This is a genomic window from Streptomyces malachitofuscus (genome assembly GCF_055571035.1).
The window spans coordinates 1-25,475 of the sequence record NZ_JBVIGA010000003.1; the positions used below are offsets into that span (position 1 = coordinate 1).

The window sequence follows — 25,475 nt, forward strand, 5'->3', positions numbered from 1 at the left end:
TCCAGCACGAACACCGAGGTGTTACCGATCGGCCGGCCGATCGGTACGGAGTGCGTTCCCTCCGCCAGCGGGGGAATGGCGTAGGTGCAGGCGAAGGTGGTCGTCTCGGTCGGGCCGTAGCCGTTGACCACCCGCAGGCCCGGCACCGCCTGCTGTGCCGCCCGCACATGGCGGACCGACAGCGCCTCACCACCGACCAGAATCCGATCCAGGCCGGTCAGCACCGAGGGGTCCTCGTCCACCACGGCGTTGAACAGGGACGCAGTCAGCCACAGACTCCGCACCCCGTGACCGGAGATCAGACCCGCGAGGTCCGACACACCCACCACACCCGGCGGGGCGACGACCAGCCGGCCGCCGTGGATCAGCGCGCCCCACAACTCGAACGTCGAAGCGTCGAACGCCAAGGGCGCCAGCAGCAGTTGCGTGCTGTCCGGACCGAACCCGGCATAGGTCTGACCCCACACCAGCCGCACCACCGACCGATGCTCGACCACCACACCCTTCGGCCGGCCCGTCGAACCCGACGTGAACATCACATACGCGACATCGTCGTGAGCCACCGCCACACCCGGATCGGATGCCGGGCCGGACACCTCCTCGAGCAGCACCACCTCGGCGAACCGGTCCGCGAACGACCGCTCGGTCACCACCAGTCGCACATCGGCGTCGGCCAGCATGAACTCGGTGCGCTCCGCCGGATAACCCGGATCCAGCGGCACATAACCCGCCCCGGCCTTCCACACCCCCAGCAGCACCGCAGGCACCTCGATGCCACGGTCCAGGCACACACCCACCAGCGAACCCGGCTCCACACCCGCCGCGATCAGCGCATGCGCCACCTCATTCGCACGGGCATCCAACTCGGCATAGGAGACGGACTCCTCACCGAACTCCACCGCCACCGCATCCGGACGCAACCGCGCCTGCACCGCCACCAGCTCATGCACCGGCAGACCCGGCAACTCCACAGCCGTCGCATTCCACTCCGACAGCAGCCGCTCCCGCTCCCCCTCCGCCAGCACCGACAGACTCTCCACCAACGCGCCCGACGGAGCACCGGCAATCTGCTCCAGCAGGCTCACGAACGAGTCGGTGAGTCGCTGAGCCGTTTCCGACGTGAAACGGGAGCGATCGTAGAAGACCTCGACTCCGAGGCTCTCCCGCGGGACCATCACGACCGTCAGTGCGTAGTTGGTGTGCTCGCGCAAGCCCAGCGGTGTCACGGACGCGTCTTTGCCGAACGGCTCGTCGAGCGGGTAGTTCTCGAAGACGAACAGGGAGTCGAACAGCGACCCGCCGGCCGGGATCTCGCTCCACCGCTGCACATCGGCCAGCGGACTGAACTCGAACTCGCGCGACGCCACCTGATCGTCCTGGACCCGCTGCAGCAGATCCACGACCGTCGCCCGCTCATCCACCCGCACCCGCACCGGCAGGGTGTTGATGAACAGACCCACCATCTCCTCGACACCGTCGAGGCCGGCCGGACGACCCGACACCGTCGTGCCGAACACCACATCCGCACCACCGCCGAACCGCGACAGCACCAGACCCCAAGCAGCCTGCGCCACCGAGTTCACCGTCACCCGCGCCGCCCGCGCCACCGACCCCAGACCGGCCGCGGCCCGCGCCGACAACACCGCGCCCACCCGACCCGGCTCTGTGCCCTCCGCAGAGGTGCCAAACCCGTCGCCCGGAAGTGCCGTCGGTGTCTCGAAGCCGGCCAGCGCCTCCCGCCAGTACGCCTGCGCCGCACCCAGGTCCTGTTCACCGAGCCAGCCGATGAACTCCCGGTACGGACGCACCGGTCCGGGCACCGCACCGGACTCGTACTCCGCGAACACCTCGCCCAGCAGCGCGGTCGCACTCCATCCGTCCAGCAGGACGTGATGGAAACTCCACACCAGGTGGTACTGATTGTCGTCCGTGCGCAGCACACGCACCCGCGTCAGCGGCGCGGTCCGGAAGTCGAAGCCCTCGACTCGGTCCTGCTCGAGCAGCCGAGCAATGTGGGCTTCCCTGTCGTCGACGGCCATGTCCGACACGTCGTGGTACTCGTACGGAACGGAGACATCGGCCCGGACGACCTGCAGCGGCCGCGGCACGCCCTCCCACACGAACCCGGTGCGCAGAATGGGGTGGCGGGCGGCGGCCGACCTCCATGCGGCCTGGAACCCATCGACGTCGAGCGGTCCGTCCAGTCGCCAGTGGATCTGCTCGACGTACATGCCCGAGTCCGGCTCGGCCAGGGCGTGGAACAGCATGCCCTGCTGCAGCGGCGAGAGCGGGTACATGTCCTCGATGGCGCGGTCGCCGTCCACCAGCCGGTCCAGCGCCGCCTGGTCCAGATCCGCCAGCGGCACGTCGGACGGCGTCAGGCCACCGGCCTCCTCGGTCAGGCAGTGTTCGATCAGCGCGCGCAGCCGGACGACGAACTCCTCGGCCAGCCCTTCGACCGTCGCGCGGTCGTGCAAGGTGGACGAGTACGTCCAGTCCAGGCTCAGCCGGCCGCCGGACACCGCCCCGTTGACCTCGACCGCGAAGGCTCGGCGACCTGCCGGGGCGTACTCCTTGCCCCGGTCCTCGCCGACCGGCGTGAGATCGGTCGTGGCCACGCCTACGTCCAGTTGCCCGAGGTAGTTGAACGACAGGCCGGTGGACAGGGCGGTCAGGTCGTGGGTCAGGCCGTAGCCGACACCACGGCGCGGGACGGCCCGCAGTTGCTCCTTGACCGCCTTCAGCGCAGTGGCCGGGCCGAGGTCGCCCGGAGTGAGCGCGACGGGGAACAACGAGGTGAACCACCCGACCGTGCGCGAGACGTCGACGTCGTCGAACAGGTCCTCGCGGCCGTGCCCCTCCAGCGCGACGGAGACGGTCTCCTGGCCCGTCCAGGCCGCCAGGGTCTGCGCGAGTGCGGTCAGCAGGACGTCGTTGATCTGCGTCCGGTACACCGCGGGCACCTGCGTCAGCAGCGCCCGCGTCTCGTCCTCGTCCAGCTCGACGCCGACCGTCTCCGCAGACGCGATGGTGTTGTCCCCGCCCCTGTGATCGGCAGGGAGGGCAACGGCGGGCACGGTGTCCCAGTAGGTGCCCTCCGCCGGGTCACCTGCCTCCTCAAGACGCGTCGCCCACTCCTTGAACGACGTCGTCTTCGCCGGCAGCGGCGCGCCCGCGCAGGCGACGGCCAGGTCTTCGAGCAGGATCCTCCAGGAGACGGCGTCGACGGCCATGTGGTGGACGACGATCAGCAGCCGGTCCTGGGACAGGAGCACGAACCGCGCCACCGGGCCGTTCACCAGGTCCAGGCTCGCCTGGACCTCGTCGGTCGTGCGGCCGTTCGCCTCCTCCAGCCCCTGATCGTCGGGCTCGGTGAACCACATGCGCGTGCCGTCCGACCGCAGACGCAACGCGTCGTGGTGGGCGAGCAGCGTCCGGACCGCCGCGTCGAGGGCAGCACGGTCGACGTCGGTCACATCGAGCAGCACCGACTGGTTGAAGTGGTTCCGCTCCGGCGATTCCAGGCCGTGGAACCAGTCCTGGATCGGAGTCAGCGGCGCCTCACCCGTCACCACACCCTGCTCGGCCTCGACGGTCTCCACGCCGGCGACCGAGGCCAGCTCCCTGACCGTGGGGTGGTCGAACACCAGCTTCGGCGTGAGGCCCACACCCCGCGTCCTGGCGCGGGCCACGACCTGGATGGAGAGGATGGAGTCGCCGCCCAGCTCGAAGAAGTTGTCGTGGACGCCGACCCGTTCGACGCCCAGGACTCCGGCCCACACCTCGGCCAGTGCCTGTTCGGTGAGGTCGCGCGGCGCCGCATAGCCGGTCTCCAGGCCCAGCCGTCCGGTGTCGGGGTCGGGCAGGGCGCGGCGGTCCAGCTTCCCGCTGGGCGTCAGCGGCAGTTGCTCCAGGACCACGAACACCGACGGGACCATGTACTCCGGCAGGCTCTGGCCCAGGAACTCCCGCAGCTCGGCGATCCCGGGCACTCGGTCCGCCGCCGGGGTCAGGTAGGCGACGAGGCGGCCCTCTCGCACGATGACGACGGGGTCGGCCACGCTCGGGTGAGCGGCCAGTGCGGCTTCGATCTCACCGGGCTCGATACGGAAACCGCGCACCTTCACCTGATGGTCGGCCCGGCCCAGGTACTCAAGCGTCCCGTCCGCACGCCACCGTCCCAGGTCACCCGAGCGGTACAACCGCCCACCCGAACCCGCAACGAACGGGTCCGCGACGAAACGCTCAGCAGTCAGACCCGGCCGGCCCAGATAACCACGAGCCACACCAAGGCCACCCACACAGATCTCACCCGGGACACCGACCGGCACCGGCTCCAGCCGGTCGTCCAGCACATACACCCGCACATTCGGGATACCCCGGCCCACCAACGGCCTGGCATCAGCATCCGCAACGTCCGTCCAGGTCACGTGCACGGTGGTCTCCGTGATACCGAACATGTTCACCAGACGCGGACCGGCGGATCCCACCGCGGTGAACCACTCCCGCAGGTGCGCGGTCTCCAGCGCCTCGCCGCCGAAGATCACCCACTTCAGGTGGGCCTGCGACATCCGGCCCGAGTGCACCGCCGCCCGGGCCACCTGAGCGAACATCGACGGCGTCTGGTTCAACACCGTCACACCCTCGCCCACCAGCAGACCCCACAGGCTTTCAGGCGAACGGGTCAGCCCACGCGGCACCACCACCACACGCCCACCCGACACCAACGCGCCCCACAACTCCCACACCGAGAAGTCAAAGGCGTACGAGTGGAACAACGACCACACATCACCCGGCCCGAACCCGAACCGCCCCCGCGTCCCCGCCAGCAGATTCACCACATTGCGGTGCTCGACCAGCACACCCTTCGGCCGACCCGTCGAACCCGACGTATAAATCACATACGCCACATCACCCGGCGCAACCTCAACCCCCAACGGCGCACCGGACTCCTCCCCCACCCCGGCCCCACCGTCAACGACGCACACCTCACCGCCAAAGCCCGCCAACCCGGGCAGACGCGACACGAACTCGTCCTCGACCAGCAGCAGCTCCGCACCCGAATCGGCCAGCATGAACGCCAGACGGTCCGCCGGATACTCCGGATCCAGCGGCACATACCCCGCCCCCGCCTTCAACACCGCCAACAGAACGACCGGCAACCGCTCCGAACGCCCCACACACACGCCCACCAGCGAACCCGCACCCACACCACGCGCAAGCAACACCCGCGCCAGCCGATTCGCCCACCCATCCAACTCCGCATACGACAACACCCGGCCCTCGAACGAAACCGCCGCCGCATCCGGCGTCAGCCGCGCACGCTCCGCGACCAACTCGTGCACCAACCCCGGACGCACCTCCACCACCGCGTCGTTCCACCCGGTGAGCACCAGGTCGCGCTCGTCGGCGTCCAGCACCGAAAGGCCGCCCACCGTCGGGGCCTGCGGAGCCGTGAGCTGCTCCAGGGCGTGGAGGTAGTGCCGTCCCAGGCGGTCCAGGCTCTCCTCGTCGAACCGCCGGCGGTCGTAGAAGAGACGCAGTTCCAGCCGCTCGCCGGGGATCATCACCGCGGTCAGCGGGTAGTTGGTGTGCTCACGCGCGCTGACCGTGGTCAGGGCGAGGCGGTCGTCCTGCGCCGACTCGCCGGTGCGGGCCAGGGGGTAGTTCTCGTAGACGAAGAGTGTCTCGAACAACGGGTCGCCGGCCGGCACGTCGCTCCACCGCTGCACATCGGCCAGCGGGCTGTACTCGTACTGCCTCAACTCGGCCTGCTCGGCCTGGAGACGCCGCAGCCACTCCCCCACGGACTCGCGGTCGTCGACCCGCATCCGCACCGGCAGCGTGTTGATGAACAGGCCCACCATCTCCTCGACCCCGTCGAGGCCCGCGGGCCGGCCCGACACCGTCGTCCCGAACACCACGTCCCGGCGGCCGCTGTAGCGCGACAGGACCAGGCCCCACGCCGCCTGAGCCAGGGTGCTCGGAGTGATGTGACGGGCGCGCGCGGTCTCGGACAGCGCGTCGCTCAGGGAGCCGGGCAGTTCGAAGCGGAGCGAGCCCGGCTCGGATCCCGGGGCCGCCGCGGTGTCTTCGGTCTGCCGGTCCACTCCCAGCGGAGTGGCCGACTCGATGCCGGCGAGCCGGTCGCGCCAGTACGCACGGGCGGCGTCGAGGTCCTGGGTTCCCAGCCACGCGAGGTGGTCGCGGTACGGGCGTGGCTGTGCGCCCAACGGACGGGCGGCGTAGGCGGCCTGGACGTCCGCCAGGACGCGGACGGCACTCCAGCCGTCCAGCAGCACGTGGTGGAACGTCCACACCAGGTGGTGCTCGTCGTCCGCGGTGAAGGCCGTCAGACGGAGCAGCGGAGCGGCGGCGAGGTCGAAGCCTCCGCGGCGCTCGTCCTCGAGCAGCTCCGTGATCCGGTCGCCGTTCCCTTCCAGGGTGCGGACGGCGAAGGGCAGGCGCACGGACCGGTGGACGATCTGGAAGGCCCTGCCGGTCCCGTCGACGCGCAGGGAGGTCCGCAGGATGGGGTGGCGGTCGACGACGGCCTGCCAGGCGTCGCGGAGCCGGTCGAGGTCCGGCTCGCCCTCGACCCGCCAGTGGATCTGCTCGAGGTACATGCCCGCGTCGGGTTCGGCCAGGGCGTGGAACAGCATGCCCTGCTGCAGCGGCGACAGCGGGTAGATGTCCTCGATACCGCGGTCGCCTTCGGTCAGCCGGTCGAGCGCGGTCTGGTCCAGGCCCGCCAGCGGCACGTCGGACGGCGTCAGGCCGCCTGCCCCGGGGTCGAGGCAGTGGTCGACGAGCGCGCGGAGCCGGACGACGAACTCCTCCGCCAGCTTCCCGATCGTGACCGGGTCGTGCAGTTCGCGCGAGTACGTCCAGTCCAGACCGAGCCTGCCGCCGGACACCGACCCGTTGACCTCGATCGCGAAGGCCCGGTGACCGGCCCGCGCGTACTCCTCGCCTCGTCCGCCGTCGATGACCGGGAAGTCGCCCTCGGTCGCTCCTGCCTCCAGCTGCCCCAGGTAGTTGAAGGACAGCCACGCGGGTATGTCGGCCGGGTCGTGGGTCAGGCCGTAGCCGACACCGCGGCGCGGGACGGCGCGAAGCTGTTCCTTGACCGCCTTGAGCGACGCACCCGGGCCGTCCGCTCCGGGAGTGAGCGGGACGGGGAACAGGGAGGTGAACCAGCCGACCGTGCGGGAGAGGTCGACGTCGTCGAACAATTCCTCGCGGCCGTGGCCCTCCAGCGCTACGGTCACGGTGTCCTGGCCGGTCCAGTCGGACAGGGTCTGCGCGAGTGCCGTGAGCAGCACGTCGTTGATCTGCGTCCGGTACACCGCGGGCACCCGGGTCAGCAGCAGCCGGGTCCGCTCGGCGTCCAGCTCGACAGTGACCGTCTCCGCGGACGCGTTCGTGTTCTCACCACCCTGATGGTCAACGGGCAGGGCAGTGGCCGGGACCGTGTCCCAGAAGGGTTCCTCGTCCTCGTCGGCGGCGTGCCGCAGGCGTGTGGCCCACTCCTTGAACGAGGTGGTCTTGGCCCCCAGCTCGACGGTCCGTCCCGCGCCGGCCTGGGTACAGGCCCTGGTGAGGTCTTCCAGGAGGATCCGCCAGGAGACTCCGTCGACGGCCATGTGGTGGACGACGATCAGCAGCCGGTCCCCGGGCAGGAGCACGAACCGTGCGACCGGGCCGTTCACCAGGTCCAGGCTCGCCTGGACGTCGTCCGCGGTGCGTCCGTCCGCGTCCTCCAGGCCCTGGCCGTCGGGCTCGGCGAACCACTGACGCGTGCCGTCCGAGCGCAGACGCAGCGCGTCGTGATGGATCAACAGCGTCCGGACGGCCGTGTCGAGGGCGGCACGCTCCACGCCGGTCACGTCGAGCAGGACCGACTGGTTGAAGTGGTTCCGCTCCGGCAGATCCAGGCCGTGGAACCACGACTGGATCGGCGTCAGCGGCGCCTCACCCGTCACCGCACCCTGCTCGGCCCGGACCGACTCCACCCCGGCGACCGACGCCAGATCAGCCACCGTCGGGTGGTCGAACACCAGCTTCGGCGTCAGGCCCACGCCCCTCGCACGGGCACGCGCGACCACCTGGATCGACAGGATGGAGTCGCCGCCCAGCTCGAAGAAGTTGTCGTGCACGCCGACCCGTTCGACGCCCAGGACCTCGGCCCACACCTCGGCCAGCACCGCCTCGCTGCCTTCGGACGGCGCGGTGTACTCGGTCCGCAGCAGCTCCGGTTCCGGCAACGCCCGCCGGTCCAGCTTTCCGCTCGGGGTCAGGGGGAACGCGTCCAGCGCCACGAACACCGCCGGCACCATGTACTCCGGCAGCGAACGCATCAGGAACGTCCGCAGTTCGCCGTGGTCGGGGAGTTCCTCCCCGATGGAGGTGACATAGGCGGCCAGACGGCGCTCACGGCCCTCGCCCGCCACGATCACCACGGCGTCGCGGACGGCGGGGTGCGCTGTCAGTGCGGCCTCGATCTCACCGGGCTCGATCCGGAAGCCACGGAGTTTCACCTGGTGGTCCGTGCGGCCGACGAACTCGATCGAGCCGTCCTCCGCCCGGCGGACGAGGTCGCCGGTCCGGTACAGACGGGCGCCCGGTTCGGTGGCGTACGGGTGCGCCACGAACCGCTCGGCGGTCAGGGCGGGGCGTCCGAGGTATCCCCGGGCGAGACCGGGTCCGCCCACGTGGAGCTCACCGGTGGCACCGACCGGGACCGGCCGCTGCCGGGCGTCGAGGACCAGCAGTTCGGTGTTGACGATCGGGCGGCCGATCGGCACGGTCCGGCCCGTCACGCCCGTGACCTCGTGCCAGGACGCGAACGTCGTCGCCTCCGTCGGGCCGTACACGTGGACCAGCCGGGCGGGAGCCTCGGCGGCCAGGACTTCGGCGACCCGGTGCGGGTTCACCGCTTCGCCGCCGAAGAGGACGCTTTCGAGCGACGCGAAGGCGGACGGGTTCACCGCCACGACCTGGTTGAACAGGGCCGTCGTCACGAACAGCGTGGTGACATGCCGTGCGCGCAGCTCGGCCACCAGCTCCTCGGGAGACAGCAGGGTGTCGCGGGAGATGCCCACGACCCGGCCACCGGCGACGAGCGGTCCCCACAACTCGAACGTCAGCGCGTCGAAGGAGGCGTCGGCGGCCTGAGCGACCACCGTGTCGTGGTCCAGGCGCACGTAGTCGGCGTCCCACACCAGTCGGACGATCGACCCGTGCTCGACCGCCACGCCCTTCGGCCGGCCCGTGGAGCCCGATGTGTACACCACGTAGGCCAAGTCCTCGGGCCCCGCGCCGGACGCCGGATCCGTCACCGGACGGGCCTCGACACAGGCGCGGTCCGCCTCGTCGTCGAGTACGACCACGGCCGCGTCGGGGACGGCGGGCAGCCTGCCCCGGCACGACCGCTCGGTCACCACCGCCGTGGCACCCGAGTCGTCGAGCATGAACGCCAGCCGGTCGGCCGGGTAATCCGGGTCCAGCGGCACATATGCCGCGCCGGCCTTCCACACGGCGAGCAACGCCACCGGGAGTTCCACCGACCGGCGCAGGCAGACCACCACGCGCGAGCCGAGGTGCACACCCCGCGCCCGCAGCTCCCGTGCCAGCCGGTTGGCCCGGGTGTCCAGGTCGGCGTAAGTGAGGGCGGTGTCGCCGTATGCGACTGCCACGGCGTCCGGCCGCAGCCGCGCCTGCTCGGCGACCAGAGCGTGCACCGGCAGATCCGGGAGCTCCCGACGGGTGTCGTTCCATCCGGTGAGTACCAGGTGCCGTTCGGTGTCGCCGACCGGGGTCAGGTCCGCCACGAGGGCGGAGCCGTCGGAGCGTGCGATGCCGTCCAGCAGGCGCAGGAATGCTTCCGCCAGGCGGTCGACCGTTTCCGCGTCGTAGCGGTGGGTGTCGAAGAAGCACTCGACGAGCAGTTCCGTCCCGGGGCTCACGGCCACCGTGAGGGCGTAACTGGTGTGCTCGCGGGCGTCGGCGAGGCTGACGTCCAGGTCCTGGCCGGTGCTGTCGGGGACCACGCCGAGGGGGTAGTTCTCGAACAGCAGCAGGGTGCGGAGCAGGGGGACGTCCGCGCGCAGCCCCGTCCAGGCCTGGATCTGCGGCAGCGGGGCGTAGGCGTACTGGCGTGACTCGGCCTGCTCGGTCTGGATCCGGCGCAGCCAGGCGTCGACGTGCTCGTCGTCGTCCAGGCGGACGCGGACGGGCAGGGTGTTGATGAACAGGCCGACCATGTCCTCGACGCCGGCGAGGTCCGCGGGACGGCCGGAGTCGGTGGTGCCGAAGACGACGTCCTCGGCACCGGTGTACCGGGAGAGCAGCAGCGACCAGGCCCCTTGGAGAAGGGTGTTGACGGTCAGTCTGCGGGAGCGTGCGTAGGTGTCGAGCCGGGCGGTGAGGGCGGCGTCGGCGTGGCGTCGTACCACTCCCTGGCCGGCCGGCGCGTCGGACGGGGGCCGGGTGGCGTCGCCCAGCGGCAGGGGCGTCGGCTCGTCGATCCCGTCGAGTGTCCGCCGCCACCACGTTTCGGCGGCGGCCATGTCCTGCTCCGACAGCCAGGCGATGTGGTCGCGGTAGGGGCGGGGGCGGTCGGACGCCGTCGCGCCGTGGTAGTGGCCGAAGACGTCGTCGAGCAGGGTCGCGGCGCTCCAGCCGTCGAGCAGCAGGTGGTGGAAGCTCCACACGAGCCGGTGCCGGTCGTCCGCGGTGCGCAGCAGCAGCAGGCGCATCAGCGGGGCGCTGCCGAAGTCGAAGCCCTGCCGGCGGTCCGCGTCCAGGAGTTCGTCGACACGGACGCGGAGCCGTTCGCCGGTGAGGTCCCGCAGGTCGTGCGTCGTCCAGGGGACGGGCACCTCGCGGTGGACGGCCTGGAGCGGTCGCCCGGAGTCGTCGAAGGCGATGGCCGTGCGCAGGATGGCGTGCCGGTCCGCGGCGTGGTTCCAGGCGGCACGCAGGGCGTCGGCGTCGAGAGTTCCCTGGAGCAGCCATTCGATGCGCTGGAAGTAGACGCCGGAGTCGGGGTCCTGGAGGCTGTGGTAGAGCAGGCCCTGCTGGAGCGGTGAGAGGGGGTAGAGGTCCTCGATCGTGGAGCCGGGCCCGCAGAGGCGGTCGAGCGTGGCCTGGTCGACGGCGGCGAGGGGGAAGTCGGACGGTGTGCGGCCGCCCGCGTCCGGGCCGGTGCAGTGGGCGATGATCGCGCGCAGTGCCGTGAGGAACCGCTCGGCCAGCGCCTCCACGGTCTCCGGCTCGTGCAGGGAGGCGGAGTACGTCCAGCTGACGGACAGGCGGTCGGCGGAGACGGCACCCTGGACCTCGAGGATGTGTGCGCGGCGGCCCGCGGGGGCGATGGCGGTGCCGGCGGCGGCCGGGTCGGGTTCGAAGAGCAGGGGTCCGGCCTCGGGCGCCGAGGTGATCGTGCCGTCCGGGGGAACGAACTGGTCGAGGCGGCCGAGGTAGTTGAAGCTGAGGCCGGTGGGCAGTCGGGTGGGGTCCGCGACGAGTCCGTAGCCGATGCCGCGGCGGGGCACGGCGCGCAGTTGCTCCTTGACCGCCTTGAGAGCGGTGGCGGGGTCGTCGCCGCCGGGGCGCAGGGCCACCGGGAAGAGGGTGGTGAACCAGCCGACGGTGCGGGACAGGTCGACGTCCTCGAACAGGTCCTCGCGGCCGTGGCCCTCCAGTGCGACGGTGACGGTGTCGTCGCCGGTCCACTCGGTGACGGTCCGGGCCAGGGCCGTGAGCAGGACGTCGTTGATCTGGGTGCGGTACGCGGCGGGGACCCGGCCGAGCAGCGCATGGGTCTCGTCGGCGTCCAGCGCGACGGTGACGGAGCGGACGGAGTCGAGCGTGTTGGCGCCGCCCGGGTGGTCGACCGGGAGGACGGAGCCGGGGATGTCCTGCCAGTGGGGCCGTTCGGCGTCGAGCGTGCTGCCCGCGGCCAGTTCCCGCAGCCGGTGCGCCCAGTGTTTGAAGGAGGTGGTCTTGGCGCCGAGGTCCACCGGCCGGCCGGCGGCGGCCTGCCGGTATCCGGTGGCCAGGTCCTCCAGGAGGATGCGCCAGGACACCCCGTCGACCGCCAGGTGGTGGATGACGACGAGCAGCCGGTCGGGGGAGATGGTGACGAACCGTGCGACGGGTCCGTCCAGCGGATGCACTCCCGCCTGTACCTCGTCCGGGGTGATGCGTGCCGTTCCCGGGTCCTCCAGGCCGCTGTCGTCGGGGGCGGCGAACCACTGCCGGGTGCCGTCCGAGCGCAGCCGAAGGGCGTCGTGCTGGTGGAAGAGGGCCTGGACGGCCGCCGCGAGTGCCTCTTTGTCGAGTCCGGTGATGTCGAGCAGCACGGACTGGTTGAAGTGGTGCGGCCGCTCCAGGTCCTGGGCGTGGAACCAGCGCTGGACGGGGGTGAGCGGGGCGTCCCCGGTGACGGGTCCCTGCTCGGCGTCGGCGTCGGGCCCGGTCGTCGCGTCGGCGCCGGCCACCGCGGCGAGTTCGGCGACGGTCTGGTTGTCGAAGACGAGTTTCGGGGACAGGGTGACGCCGTCCTGCCGGACGCGGGCCACGAGCTGAATGGCCAGGATGGAGTCGCCGCCGAGTTCGAAGAAGTTGTCGTGGACGCCCACGTCGTCGAGTCCGAGGACTTCGGCCCAGGCTTCGGCGAGTACGCGCTCGACGGGGGTGCGGGGTGCGACCCGGCCGGTGTCGGGGTTCGTGGCGGTATGGGCGGGCGGTTCCGGCAGTGCCCGCCGGTCGATCTTGCCGCTGGGGGTCAGCGGCAGGGAGTCCAGGACGACCAGGACCGCCGGGATCATGAATTCCGGCAGTGAGCGCCGCAGGAAGGGACGCAGCTGAGCCGGCGGCGGGACGCTCCGGCCCGGTTCGGCGGTGACGTAGGCGGCCAGGCGTCTGCCGGCGTCCTGTCCGGTGACCACGACCGTGGCCTCGCGCACCGCGGGGTGGCCCACCAGCGCGGCTTCGATCTCGCCAGGCTCGATGCGGAATCCGCGCAGTTTGATCTGCTGGTCGGCGCGGCCGACGAACTCGAGGACGCCTTCCGGCAGCCATCTGACCAGGTCTCCGGTGCGGTACATCCGCTCGTTGGGGGCGCCGAAGGGGTCCGCCGGGAAGCGTTCGGCCGTCAGACCGGGCCGGCCGAGGTAGCCGCGTGCGACGCCGGGTCCGCCGATGTACAGCTCGCCCACGACGCCGACGGGCACGGGTTCCAGGGCGGGATCCAGGACGTAGGCGCGGGTGTTGGTGATCGCCCGGCCGATCGGGACGGTCCGGTCGGGCGTGCGGGTCACGGGGTACCAGGTCGAGAAGGTGGTGGTCTCGGTCGGGCCGTACACGTGGAGCAGCCGGGCGGGCGGTTGGGCGGCGAGCACTTCGGCGACCCGCCGGCGGTTGACGGCCTCGCCGCCGAACAGGACGCAGTCGAGGGTCGCGAAGGCCGCCGGGTCGAAGGCCACGATCTGGTTGAACAGCGCGGTGGTGAGGAACAGCACCGTGATCCGCCGGGCGCGGAGCTCCGCCACGAGCGCCTCGGGCGACAGCAGGGTCTCCCGGTCGATGCCGACGAGTTCGCCGCCGCCGGTCAGCGGCGCCCAGATCTCGAAGGTCGCCGCGTCGAAGGCCGTGTCCGCGGCCTGCGCGACCACGTCGCCGGGGCCGATGCGGACGTAGTCGGCGTCCCAGAGCAGCCGTACGATCGAGCGGTGCTCGACGGCGGCGCCCTTGGGGGTGCCGGTCGAGCCGGAGGTGTAGATCACGTAGGCGAGGTCGTCGTCGCGTACGCCGGTGTCGGGGGCGGAGCCGGGCCTGTCCTGGATCCGGGCGGCGTCCTCGGCGCCGTCGACGAGCAGGAACGAGACGTCGTCGCCGGAGGGCAGCCGGTCGGCCAGCCCGCTCTGGGTGACGACGACGCGGGTCCGTGTGTCGGCGAGGATGAAGGCCAGCCGGTCGGTGGGGTTGTCCGGGTCCAGCGGCACATACGCGGCTCCGGTCTTCAGCACGGCCAGCAGGGCCACCGGGAGTTCGGCCGTGCGCCGCAGGCAGACGGAGACCAGGTCGCCGCGGCCCACTCCGCGGTCGAGCAGCTCGTGGGCCAGCCTGTTGGAGCGGAGGTCGAGCTCTTCGTAGGTGAGTGCGGTGTCGCCGTAGCGGACGGCCGTGGCATGGGGACGGGCGGCGACCTGTTCGGCGACCAGTGAGGGGACGGGCAGGGCGGGCAGCGGGCGGGCGGTGTCGTTCCATTCGCCGAGCACCTGGCGGCGTTCGCCCTCGTCCAGCCGGCACAGTTCGCTGAGGCGGGTCGTGGGGGCCGCCGCGACGGCTCGCAGCAGGGCGACGTACTGGGCGGCGAAGCGCTCCGCGGTGGCGGGGTCGTAGAGCTCGGTGTCGTACTCCAGCTCGCCGGCCAGTCCGTCGGGTGTCTCGAACAGCGCGAGGGTGAGGTCGAACTTGGCGGTGCCGCCGTGCACCGGGTGCGGTGCGCAGTCGACGCCGTCGAGGTGGAGTTCCCCGGGACGGGCGGGGTGGAGTGCGAACGCCGCCTGGAACAGCGGGTTGCGTCCGAGGTCCCGGCCGGGGGCGAGCCGCTCGACGACCCGGTCGAACGGGATGTCCTGGTACTCGTAGGCGTCGAGGGCGGCGCGGCGGACCCGGCCGAGCAGCGCGTCGAATCCCAGGTCGCCTTCGCAGTCGGTGCGCAGGACGAGCATGTCGACGAAGAAGCCGATCAGGTTCTCGACGTCCGTGCCGGTCCGCCCGCTGATGGGCGAGCCGACGACGATGTCGGTCTCGCCGGAGTGCCGGTGCAGCAGGGTGGTGTAGGCGGCGTGGAGCGTCATGAACAGGGTGGCGCCGTGGGCGCGGCCCAGCTCGGCGAGTTGCGCGACCAGTGCCCGGTCGACGGTGAACTCGGTGGTGGCTCCGGTGAATGCGGGCGCGGAGGGGCGGGCCCGGTCCGGGGCCAGATAGCTGCCGCCGTCGGCGCCCTCGAGTTGTGCGGCCCTCTCGTCCAGCCGGCGTGCGGTGGCTTCGGTCCGGTCCGCACGGCGCTGGATGCGGGCGTGGTCGGCGTACTGGAGCGGGATGTCCGGCAGTTCCGGGGTCCGGCGGGCGACGCGGGCGTTGTAGCCCTCGCTCAGTTCGGCCGCGAGGAGGTCCAGGGACCAGCCGTCGCAGATCATGTGATGGAGGGTGAGGCAGAGGACGTGGTCGTCCTCGGCGAGCCGGACGAGGGTGGCGGCGGCCAGTGGGCCGTTCCGCACGTCGAGCCAGCGGCCCGCCTGCCGGGTCAGGAGGGTGCGGGCGGTGGCGAGGGCCTCGGTGCCCTCGCCGCTGACGTCGGCCCGTTCGATCGGGATGTGCCCGGAGGGGGCGACGACCTGGCGGGGGGTGCCGTCGTGGGCGGGGAACGTGGTGCGCAGCACCTCGTGCCGGGCGACGAGGGCGTCGAGGGCGGACTGCAGGGCGGCCGTGTCGAGCTGTCCGCGCATCCTGTAGGCGACGGGCACGGTGTAGCGGGGGTTGCCCGGGGTGAGCTGTTCGACGAGCCAGAGCCGGTGCTGGGCCGGGGACAGCGGCGCCGATCCGGAGTCCGTCTCGTCCGCGGAGGTGCCGGACAGCGCCGGCGTGTCCTGGCGCGCGGAGTCGATCCGGGCGGCGAGGGCGCCGAGGGTGGGCGCGGCGAACAGGGCGGCGAGCGAGAGCTCGACATCCCAGATGCCCCGTACGCGGGACAGCAGCCGGGTGCCGAGCAGGGAGTGCCCGCCGAGGGCGAAGAAGTCGTCGTCGACGTGGACGGCTTCCAGCGCGAGCAGTTCCCGCCACAGCGGTTCCAGTGCGCGTTCGGTCGGGGTGGCGGCCCGCCGTCCCGCGCCGCCGGCCGCGCCCCGGCGTGGCGGCTCGGGCAGGGCCGAGCGGTCGACCTTGCCGGTGGAGGTGAGCGGCAGCGCGTCCATGAAGACGAACACCGCGGGGATCATGTAGGCGGGCAGGCGCTCGCGCAGGGAGTCGCGCACCAGCGTGGTGAGGCGCCGCTCCGTCGCGGTCGCCAGCGGCATGTTGGTGCGGGGGCCCGGTGACGTGGCCGGCCCGGCGGCGAACTCGACCGGTCCTCGCTCGGCGTCGGTTGACAGGACCACGTCGAAGGCATCGCCCGCCGCGCTGCCCGCGACGCTGACGTCCACGGTGTAGGAGGCGCCGGCCGCCAGGTCGTACAGGTCGTCGAGCTCGACGGCCGGGCCGTCGTGCCGGGTCTCCCGGAGCGCGGCCACGGTGCCTTCGGCGTCCTCGCGCAGCCGGATGAGCCGGGCCACCTCGTCGGCGACGCGCGCGTCGGTGACGTTGCGCAGCGCCAGGTGCCGTGGACGCCGGTCCTGGAGGATCCGTGCGATGTCCTCCAGGGTGAGTCCTTCGTCCCGCCAGTCGAGCCAGCGGTCGGGGACGCGCGCCGGTTCGGCTCCGCGGACCCGGAGGACCGCGTCGTAGCGGAACTGGGTCATCTCGTTGCGGTGCCTGCCGCGGCGCGGTGACACCAGCACGTGGTCGATGCCCGCCAGGCCGCGCAGGTCGGTGAAGAAGGAGGGGGCGACGACGAGTTCCTTCTCGGCCGCCGCCCGTTCGCGTACCGCCTCGGCCAGGGTTTCCAGCGGCGCGGTGTCCTCGTGGCCGCGCTTCAGCTCGGCGCTGAGGTGGAAGGCGTTGAGGAGCGGGAGGCTGCGCACGTCGCCGACGAAGAGGTGCCCGCCGGGTGCCAGCCGTGCGGCCGCGCGCTCGATGACCTCGCGCAGATACTGCGCCGACGGCAGATACTGCACGATGGAGTTCAGTACGACGACGTCGAAGGGGCCGCCGGGAACCGCGTCGAGGTCGTCGGCCGGCGCATGCACCAGCTCGGTGTGGTGCAGCCCGGCGGCGTCCATCTGCTCGCGGAGCCCGCGGATCGCCACGGCGGACAGGTCGCTGCCGACATACCGCTCGGCCTGCGGGGCGAGTCGCATCGCGAGCAGGCCGGTGCCGCAGCCGATCTCGAGCACGCGCCTTGCACCGAGGGCGCGGATGCGGTCGACCGTGGCGTCCGTCCATTCCCGCATCTGGTCGGCGGGGATGGGCAGTCCGTCACCGCTGCCGACCCATCCGCTCAGCTCCCAGCGGCCTTCGGCGGCTCCCACGCCGTCGCGGTAGGTCTCGTCGAACACCGTCTCCCAGTCGGCGACCTGCTCCCGTTCGTTCTCCGTGCCGGCCGTGGCGTCGGCCTCGGGGACCACATAGGCGACCAGGCGCCGGTCGGAGGATCCGCCCCGGGCGACCACGACCGCGTCCCTGACCTGTGGCAGCCCGGTCAGTCCGGCGCGGATCTCACCGGGTTCGATCCGGAAGCCACGCAGCTTGACCTGGTCGTCCAGGCGCCCGAGGTACTCCAGGGTGCCGTCGGGCCGCATGACGACCCGGTCCCCGGTGCGGTAGAGCCGGGCCCCGGGCTCGGTGGCGGCCGGGTGCGCGACGAAGCGTTCCGCGGTCAGGCCGGGCCGGTTGAGGTAGCCGCGCGCCAGGCCGGGGCCGCCGATGAACAGTTCCCCCGCCTCGCCGGGCGCGACCGGCTCGAACGCGTCGTCGAGGACATGGAGCTCGGTGTGGGCGATGGGCCCGCCGATCGGGATGGACGCGCCGTCGAGGTCCCGCGGCCGGATGGCGTGGGTACAGGCGAACGTGGTCGTCTCGGTCGGGCCGTAGCCGTTGGTGATGACCGTGTCCGGCAGCGCCTCGCGCGCGGTGCGGACGTGGGTGACCGACAGCGCCTCGCCGCCGATGAGCAGGTCGCGGACACCGGCGAGGATGGACGGGTCCTCGTCGGCCACGAGGTTGAAGAGGGAGGCCGTCAGCCACAGGGTGGTCACCCGCCGGTCGGCGAGAGTACGGCCGAGCTGGCCGACGGTGCGTGCTCCCGGGGCCGCGACGACGAGCCGGCCGCCGTGGGCCAGGGCGCCCCAGATCTCCAGGGTCGAGGCGTCGAAGGCGAGCGGCGCGAGCAGCAGATGGGTGGCGTCGGGGCCGAACCTCGCGTAGCTCTGCTCGTGGATCAGCCGGATGACGGCGCGGTGCTCCACCAGCACGCCCTTGGGGACGCCGGTGGAGCCGGAGGTGAACATGACGTAGGCCAGGCGGTCGGGGTCCGGCTCCTCGGTCTCCGCCAGGGGCTCGGCCGGTAATGCGGTGATCGCGGGCAGATCGGTGTCGAGGTCGATCAGCGGGACGGCGGTCTGCGGCAGGGGGCCGGCCGTGACCACCGCGGCGGGTGCCGCGTCGGCGAGCACCGCCGCGAGGCGCTCCGCCGGTGACTCGGTGTCGAGCGGCAGGTAGGCCGCGCCTGCTTTGAGGATGCCGAGCAGGACGACGGGCGTCAGCAGGCCCCGCTCCATGTGGACGGCGACGAGGGACTCGCCCCGCACGCCGACCGCCCCGAGGTGGCGGGCGAACTGGTTGGCGCGGGCGTCGAGTTCGCGGTAGGTGAGCGACCCGCCCTCGGTCTCCACCGCAACGGCGTCCGGCGCGCGTTCGGCCTGGGACTCCACCAGCCGGTGAATGGTCGTCGCGGGCAGCCGGTCCGCTGTCCGGACCGTGGAAGACGCAGATCCCTGCGACAATTTCCTACCCCCATCAGTGGCGCGGCTGAAGTGCGCTCGGACGCCGGGAGCCGCGGAGACGGTTCGGTCGCGGTTCACGGCGCGACTTCGACAGCAACAGCTCACGGTGCGGGCACATCATGTCCAGGTCCGTTCAGAACCGAAAAGCCCTGCTCAGACGCTCCTTAGCGCGCACAGAAGGGCACCCCGTCCGGTCGCCCGTGAGGGCATGGCCGAACGCCTATACCCGATCGGGCATGGCCGATCGGGTACGGGGGCGCAGTCGCCCTGCCGGACAGTGACAATGAAAATGATTACCGATATCGTCTTCACGCGTGGCCCGGTTCGCCTCCTCCCGGAGGTCTTCTCGGGCTGTCCTGACGACTGAACCGCACCGCGCGAAAAGGGGAGCCGTGGCTCATCTGCTGGTGGTCGAAAGCTGGGTCGGATCGATGAGCAGGCTGCTGCCACGGGCGATACGGGAGGGCGGACACGAGTTCACGTTCCTCACCCGCGATCTGCATCACTACCTGCGTGCGGCGCCCGAGGGCGCGGCCCACCCGCTGCTCGGGGCGCGCAACGTGATCACGGCGGACACCAACGACACGGAGGCTCTGCTGCCCGAAGTCGAGCGGCTGCACGCGGTGTTCGGGTTCGACGGGGTGATCACGTCCTGCGACTACTACCTGTCGACGGTGGCGCGGGTGGCCGGGCGGCTCGGTCTGCCCGCGCCGAGCCCCGAGGCGGTGGAGAACGCCTGCCGCAAGGACGCCGCCCGCCGTGTCCTGGCCGACGCCGGGGTGCCCGGGCCGCGCTTCGCCGTGCACGAGGAGTGGGCCGGCCTCGCGCGGGCGGCGCGGGAGATCGGCTACCCGCTGGTGGTCAAACCCGTCGACCTGTGCGCGGGCATGTACGTACGGCGGGTGGACGACGAGAAACAACTCGCCGCGGCCGTAGGGGCGCTGGCCGACTTCCCGGTCAACGCGCGCGGACAGCGCCGGACACCGGTGGTGCTGCTCGAGGAACTCCTGGACGGCCCGGAGGTGAGCGTCGAGACCGTCTCGCACGCGGGCGCGGTCCACGTGATCGGCGTGACCGACAAGAGCGTCGGCGGGGCGCCCGCGTTCATCGAGACCGGCCACATGTTCCCCGCGGCCCTGCCGTCCGCGGACGCCGAAGCCGCCGAGCGGATCGCGCTGAGCGCGCTCAGGGCGCTCGGCCTGACCGACGGCGTCGTGGCGCACACCGAGGTCAAGCTCACCTCCGCCGGGCCGCGCGTCGTCGAGGTCAACCCCCGGCCCGCAGGCAACCGCATCACCGAGCTCGTACGCCACGTCACCGGCATCGACCTCGCCGCGGCCTTCGTGGACGTGTCCCTGGGGCGCGCACCCGACCTCCGGCGCACGGACACCGGGCTGCGGAGCGCCGCCATCGGCTTCGTCCTGCCGGAGTCCGCCGGCACGCTCGAAGCCCTGGACGGCAGCGCACTGCGGGACGCGCCCGGCGTCCTGGAGGTGCGGCTCGCCGAGCCCGGCAGCCAGGTGAAGGCCGCGGAGAGCAACAACGACTACCTCGGGCACGTCATGGCGGGCGACGCCGAAGGACCGGGGGCCCGCGGCCGGGTCGAGGCGCTGCTCGGCGGGCTGCGGTCCGGGCTGGTGATCCGATGACCTCCGCCGCCTCGGCGTCCACCCGCGTGACGCCGTACGACGCACTCATGGCGCAGGCCCGCGCCGGTGAGCTCGGCCCCGATCCGGCCGCACTGCGGATCGCCGTGGCCTTCACCACGCGGCAGTCCGTACGGCACGACGGGCGCGGCACCGGCTACCGCAACGAGGTGCTCAGCCTGCGGCTGGCCGAAGCCGTCGGCAGTTGCGCGGTCGAGCCCGGCGCGCTGCCCGACGGCGCGGTCGAGGACTGCGTCGGCGCGGACGTCGCCCGGCTGCTGGAGCATCCGCTGCCACCGGTGCGCGTGGCCGCCCTCGACGCCTACCTGATGCATGTCACCCCGCACGTCCCGGACAACGGGGCCCGGCCCGTCCCGCTTCCGGCCGGGACCTCGCTGGAGAAGTCCCGGGCCCGGGCGCGGGTGGTGGCCGGGCTGCTCGATCTGCCGCCGGGGGCGGCGGTGCTCGTGGTCGGCGTGGTCAACTCCCTGCTGGAGGCGCTGCGTTCGCGGGGACTGGGCTACGTTCCGTGCGACCTCAAGGGCGGGGTCACCGAAGGGGGCGAGACGGTCCTCACCGACGCGCTCGCCGAGGCCGGGCGGTGCGACGCACTGCTGGTGTCCGGGATGACGCTGGGCAACGGGACCTTCGAGCCCCTGCGGGAGCACGCGCTGCGGCACGGCAAGCAGCTGGTGACGTTCGCCCAGACCGGCAGCGCCGTGCTGCCCCGCCTGCTGGGCCACGGGGTGAGCGCCGTGTGTGCGGAGCCGTACCCCTTCTTCTGGCTGGACGGCGGTCCCGGCACCGTCCACCTCTACCGCGCCGGCGGTCCGGGAGGCGCCCGGTGACCCCGGCCACCGCCACCGCCGTACGCCCCGCCGCCCGCCCGGAACTGCTCACCCTGCTCGGCCGTACGCCCGTCGCGCGCATCACCGCCGGACTGCCGGAACCGCACCCGGGTTTCTGGGCCAAACTCGAAGGGCTCGCCGCGGGCGGCATGAAGGCCCGGGCGGCGGTGTCCATGCTGATGGGCGCCCGCGAACGCGGCGAACTGCGGCCCGGCGCCCCCGTGGTGGAGTCCACCTCGGGAACCCTCGGCATCGGGCTCGCCTTCGCGGGCCAGGCCCTCGGTCATCCCGTCGTGCTGGTCGGTGACAGCGAACTGGAGCCGTCCATGCGGCAGTTGCTGCGCTCCTACGGTGTTCGGCTGGAGATCGTGGACCGGCCCGCGCCCCAGGGCGGCTGGCAGGCAGGGCGGCTGGCCCGGCTGCGGGAGCTGCTCGCCGTGCTGCCCGACGCCTACTGGCCCGACCAGTACAACAACCCCGACAACACGGCCGGTTACGCCTCGCTCGCCGCCGAACTCGCCGTCCAGCTCGGCCACCTGGACATCCTGGTGTGCAGCGTCGGCACCGGCGGCCACAGCGCCGGCCTCATCGGCCCGCTGCGCCGCCGCTGGCCCGCGCTGCGGCTGATCGGCGTCGACTCCACCGGTTCCACGATCTTCGGCCAGCCCGCCCGGCCGCGGCTGATGCGCGGCCTGGGCAGCAGCATCCACCCGCGCAACGTCGCCTACGACGCCTTCGACGAGGTGCACTGGGTCGGCCCGGCCGAGGCCGTGGACAGCTGCCGCCGCCTGGCCCGCGGCAGCTTCGTCAGCGGCGGCTGGAGCACCGGAGCCGCGGCCCGCGTCGCCGCCTGGGCCGCCCGCGTCCACCCCGGCGCCGTTGTCGCCACCGTCTTCCCCGACGGTCCGCACCGTTATCTCGGCACCGTCTACGACGACGGCTTCGTCGCCGCCCACGGCGTCGACCCGTCCGCGGCGGCCACCCGGCCGGTGCAGATCCCTCACCCCTACGCCGCCGAGGCGACCGGCTGGGTGCGGTGCACGCGCGTCACCGACCCGCTGAGGACCGTCCCCCCTTCGGGAGGGAACCAGTGAAGACCGGCCTGCGCACCGTACGCCTCGACCTCACCGAGCCGCTGCGCATATCCCGCTCCACCATGACCGGCCGCGACGCCGTATGGCTGACCGTCGAACACGAAGGCGTCACCGGGCACGGTGAGGCCGTCACCAGCGTCCGTCACCGTCTGGACGCCGAGACCCTCGAAGCACTCTTCGCCGCTGCCGGTACGGAACTCGCCCGCTTCCCCGATCCCGAGAGCGCCCTGGAGGCACTGCCGGCGGGAGAGTTGACCGGTGGCGGCACTCCCGCGGCCGTGACGGCCGCCGTCGAGGCGGCTCTGCTCGACCTCGTCGGCAAGCGCGCGGGCAGCCCCCTCCACCGGCTCCTCGGTGCCGCGGAGTCTCCGGCCGCGGCGACCGCCCGCACCATCGGCATCACGTCCCTCGCACACGCGGCGGCGCAGGCCCGCTCTCTCGCCGCCAGCGGCTTCGAGGTGATCAAGGTCAAGGCGGGGTCGACCGATCCGGAGGACGATGTCGAGCGCGTCCGCATCGTCCGCGACGCCGCGCCCCGGGCCCGGCTGCTCCTCGACCCCAACGGTGCCTGGACGACAGCGCAGGCCGAGAGGCTGCTGCCCCGGTTCGCCGAGCTCGGTGTCGAGGCCGTGGAACAGCCCCTCGCCCCCGGTGACCCGGCGGCGCTGGGGACCCTGGCCGCACGCTCACCGCTGCCGGTCGTCGCCGACGAGGACGCCGCGAGCCTCGAGGACGTGCGCCGGCTGGCCGGACGCGTCCACGGGGTCAACGTGAAGCTCGCCGAGTGCGGCGGGGTGCACGCGGCCCTGCGCATCGCCGAGCTGATCGACGGCAGCGGCACCGAGCTGATGCTGGGCTGCCTGACCGCCAGCAGCCTCGGCCTCGCGCCCGCCGTCCACCTCGCCGACCGGGCCCGCTGGGCCGATCTGGACGGGCACCTGCTGCTCGCCCGCGACCCGTGGACCGGCATCGGCGGCGAGGACGGCCGCGTACGGGCGAGCGACCTGCCCGGACTGGGCGTCGAGCCGCGGGAGGTGAGCCGTGCGGACCTGGCATGAGATACGCCGCTTCCCGCTCGCGGTCCGGCTCCTGCTGGTCAACCAGCTCGGCGTGAACACCGGCTTCTACCTCCTCATCCCCTACCTCGCCACCCACCTCACCGAGAACCTGGGCCTGTCCGCCGCCGTCGTCGGTGTCGTGCTCGGCGTGCGCAACCTCAGCCAGCAGGGCCTGTTCATCATCGGCGGCTCGGCCTCCGACCGGCTCGGCGCACGGGGTGTGATCATCGCCGGCTGCGCTCTGCGCACGGTCGGGTTCGCGCTCTTCGCGCTCGGCGACGACCTGGCCGTCCTGCTCGCCGCCTCCGTCCTCAGCGGCTTCGCCGGGGCCCTGTTCAACCCGGCCGTGCGCGCCTACATCGCCCAGGAGGCCGACGAGCGCAGGGCCGAGGCGTTCGCCCTGTTCAACGTGTTCGCCACCACCGGGGCGCTGATCGGGCCGCTGCTGGGCAGCGCGCTGCTGCTCGTGGACTTCCGCACCTCGGCCCTGACCGCAGCCGGGATCTTCGCGGTCCTCACCGTGGCACAGGCCCTCGTCCTGCCCGCGCGGGAGGCGGAACCGGGCCAGGGCACCGTGCTCGCGGACTGGCGCGAGGTCCTCGGCAACCGGGCCTTCCTCGCCTTCGCGCTCGCCATGGTCGGCATGTTCACCCTGGAGAACCAGCTGTACCTGCTGCTGCCCGACGGAGCGCGGCACGCCACCGGCTGGGACGGCGCGGCCGGCCTCGTCCTCGTCGTCGGCACCCTGGCCAATCTCACCCTGCAGGTGCGTATCACCCGCGCCCTGAAGGAGCGGAGGGACAGGGCACGCTGGATCTCCGCCGGGCTCGGCCTGATGGCGCTCGCGTTCCTGCCGCCCGCCGTGGTGGCCGGTGGCTCCGGCGGGCCGGACGGCACGGTGGACGCGGTGCTGCGCGCCCTGCCCGTACTGGCGGGAGCCCTGCTGCTCCACCTCGGCGTGATGGTCGCCCAGCCGTTCGTCATGGAACTGATCCCCGGCTTCGGCCGCCCCGAGCTGACCGGCACCTACTTCGGCGTCTTCTACGTCGTCTCGGGCATCGCCGCCGCCGTCGGCAACACCGCCGTCGGCTGGGCCATGGACACCGGCGGGCGCGGCGGCACGGGGCTGCTGCCGTGGGCGTGCTGCGCGCTGTTCGGGCTCGCCTCCGCGCTGGGCGTGGCCCGGCTGCGCCGGCTGGGAGCACTGCCGACGCCTTCGGAGTCCTCCGTACCCGCGACCGCCCGAGGAAGGACACCCGCATGACCTCGACGACGACCGCGCGTACGCACAACCTGCTCACGGACAACCCCGAGCTCTACGAGGCACGCTTCCCCGACCCCGGACGGCTCGCCGGGCGCTGGACCGAGGACTGCCTGCGGCGGCACGGGGCGGGCCCGCGCGTGCTGGACATGGGCTGCGGCACCGGCCGCGACGCCGCACACCTGCACTTTGCCGGCCGTACGGTGACCGGTGCCGACCTCTCCGAGGCCATGCTCACGCACGCCCGCACCCACCATCCCGGACCGGAGTACGTACGCGCCGACCTGCGCGGATTCGACCTCGGCCGGAACGCGTTCGACGCCGTGGTGTGCCTGGACAGCGCCCTGTTGTACTGCCACACCAACGACCGGCTCGACGCCTTCCTGTCCTCCTGCCGCCGCGCCGTGGCCCCGGCCGGACTGCTCGTCGCGGAGATGCGCAACGGCGCCCACTTCCTGGGCCGCACCGGCCTGCTCGACGTGCCCAAGGTCGACGAGTTCGCCTGGCAGGGCACCACCTACCGGTCCACCACCACCCTCACCGTCGACCGTACGGCCCAACTGCTGCGCCGTACGCGCGTGTGGACCGCGGACGACGGGTCGGAACCCGTCGAGCAACGCTCCGCATGGCGGCTGCTGTTCCCGCAGGAGCTGCGTCACCTGCTGGCCGCGCACGGCTTCGAGGTCCTGGAACTCCACGACGGGCCCGGCCCGCGCACCGAGCCGCCCTGGCACGAGGGTCTGCCTCCCGGCCGTACCGCCGACGCCGACCGGCTGCACGTGGTCGCCCGCCTGGCCCGGCCCTCCTGAGCGGGCTCGTCTCCGCGCCCTGACACCACGCGACCGCCGCCCCGGCACCGCAACGGCTCAGCCACACACACCCCGAGGAAACACG

7 protein-coding genes are annotated in these 25,475 nt (G+C 72.4%); 6 read left to right on the plus strand and 1 reads right to left on the minus strand.

The features are described from left to right. Positions 1-18,602 (minus strand): non-ribosomal peptide synthase/polyketide synthase (locus ACZ44S_RS04840; protein WP_466924395.1); only part of this gene is annotated, 18,602 nt, incomplete at its 3' end. Positions 18,603-19,066: 464 nt separating this feature from the next. On the opposite strand from ACZ44S_RS04840, the gene ACZ44S_RS04845 reads away from it, so the two are divergent. From ACZ44S_RS04845 to ACZ44S_RS04870, 6 genes are read left to right on the plus strand one after another with little or no spacing between them, the layout of a single operon-like run. Beyond that, positions 19,067-20,323, plus strand: coding sequence for an ATP-grasp domain-containing protein (locus ACZ44S_RS04845; protein ID WP_466924398.1), 1,257 nt, complete (start codon positions 19,067-19,069; stop codon positions 20,321-20,323). Beyond that, positions 20,320-21,168, plus strand: a complete 849-nt coding sequence (locus tag ACZ44S_RS04850; protein WP_466924401.1) for a hypothetical protein — start codon at positions 20,320-20,322, stop codon at positions 21,166-21,168. Before ACZ44S_RS04845 ends, ACZ44S_RS04850 begins: the two co-directional genes overlap by 4 nt. Next, positions 21,165-22,262, plus strand: coding sequence for a PLP-dependent cysteine synthase family protein (locus ACZ44S_RS04855; protein ID WP_466924403.1), 1,098 nt, complete (start codon positions 21,165-21,167; stop codon positions 22,260-22,262). Before ACZ44S_RS04850 ends, ACZ44S_RS04855 begins: the two co-directional genes overlap by 4 nt. Continuing rightward, on the plus strand, positions 22,259-23,320 hold the full coding sequence (locus ACZ44S_RS04860; RefSeq protein ID WP_466924407.1) for a mandelate racemase/muconate lactonizing enzyme family protein: 1,062 nt from the start codon (positions 22,259-22,261) through the stop codon (positions 23,318-23,320). Before ACZ44S_RS04855 ends, ACZ44S_RS04860 begins: the two co-directional genes overlap by 4 nt. Continuing rightward, a complete protein-coding gene (locus tag ACZ44S_RS04865; RefSeq protein ID WP_466924409.1) occupies positions 23,304-24,584 on the plus strand; it encodes an MFS transporter in 1,281 nt (426 codons plus the stop codon). The genes ACZ44S_RS04860 and ACZ44S_RS04865 overlap by 17 nt, the downstream gene beginning before the upstream one ends. Continuing rightward, a complete protein-coding gene (locus ACZ44S_RS04870; RefSeq protein ID WP_466924412.1) occupies positions 24,581-25,390 on the plus strand; it encodes a class I SAM-dependent DNA methyltransferase in 810 nt (269 codons plus the stop codon). The genes ACZ44S_RS04865 and ACZ44S_RS04870 overlap by 4 nt, the downstream gene beginning before the upstream one ends. Positions 25,391-25,475: the final 85 nt, after the last annotated feature.